We start from the raw sequence: 1,048 nt of genomic DNA, 5'->3' as shown, positions 1-1,048 counted from the left end.
GGGTTCACCACCCTCGGGAACGTTGGCGTCGTTTTCGACGATGCGCTGCAGGCCGGAGAGTTCGTCGCCATCGTCCAGCGAGATCAGCGTCACGCCCTGCGTGGCGCGGCCCATTTCGCGGATCTCGGCGACGCGGGTGCGCACCAGCACGCCCTTGTCGGTGATCAGCATGATCTGGTCGTCGGTGTGCACCAGCGTGGCGGCCACGACCTTGCCGTTGCGCTCGCTCTGCTGGATGGCGATCATGCCTTTGGTGCCTCGGCCATGGCGCGTGTACTCGCCGATCGGGGTGCGTTTGCCGTAGCCGTTGACGGTGGCGGTGAGCACGCTCTGCGTCTCGTCCTCGGCCACCAGCATGGCGATCACGCTCTGGCCGTCCTCCAGCATCATGCCGCGCACGCCGCGCGCGTTGCGGCCCATGGGGCGCACGTCGTTCTCGTCGAAGCGCACGGCCTTGCCGCCGTCGGAGAACAGCATCACGTCGTGACGGCCGTCGGTGAGCGCGGCGCCGATGAGGTAGTCGCCTTCGTCCAGGTCGACGGCGATGATGCCGGCCTTGCGCGGGTTGCTGAATTCGTCGAGCGCGGTCTTCTTGACCGTGCCGCCCGCCGTGGCCATGAACACGTAGTGGTCGGCGGGGAAGCTGCGGAACTCCCCGGTGAGCGCCAGCACCACGTTGATCTTCTCGCCCTCGGCCAGCGGGAACATGTTCACGATGGGCTTGCCGCGCGAGCCGCGCGAGCCGCTGGGCACCTCCCAGACCTTGAGCCAGTACAGGCGGCCGCGGTTGGAGAAGCACAGGATCCAGTCGTGCGTATTGGCGATGAAGAGCTGGTCGACCCAGTCGTCTTCCTTGGTGGCCGTGGCCTGCTTGCCGCGCCCGCCGCGCTTTTGCGAGCGGTATTCGTTGAGCGGCTGGCTCTTGATGTAGCCCGAGTGGCTCAGCGTGACGACCATGTCGGTCGGCGTGATCAGGTCCTCGGTGGCCAGGTCCTGGGCGTTGTGCTCGATCTCGCTGCGGCGCGCGCCCAGCTTGGTCTGGCCGAAC

General features: G+C 67.4%; 1 protein-coding gene. It reads right to left on the bottom strand.

Annotation, left to right across the window (positions count from 1 at the left end; all coding sequences use genetic code 11):
* A partial coding sequence (locus BGO22_RS18635; protein ID WP_286852182.1) for a DNA gyrase C-terminal beta-propeller domain-containing protein occupies positions 1 to 1,048 on the bottom strand: 1,048 nt, incomplete at both ends.

It is taken from the genome of Hydrogenophaga sp. 70-12, assembly GCF_001897365.1.
GTDB lineage: Bacteria > Pseudomonadota > Gammaproteobacteria > Burkholderiales > Burkholderiaceae_C > Hydrogenophaga > Hydrogenophaga borbori.
This window is presented reverse-complemented; position numbering and strand designations above follow the sequence as displayed.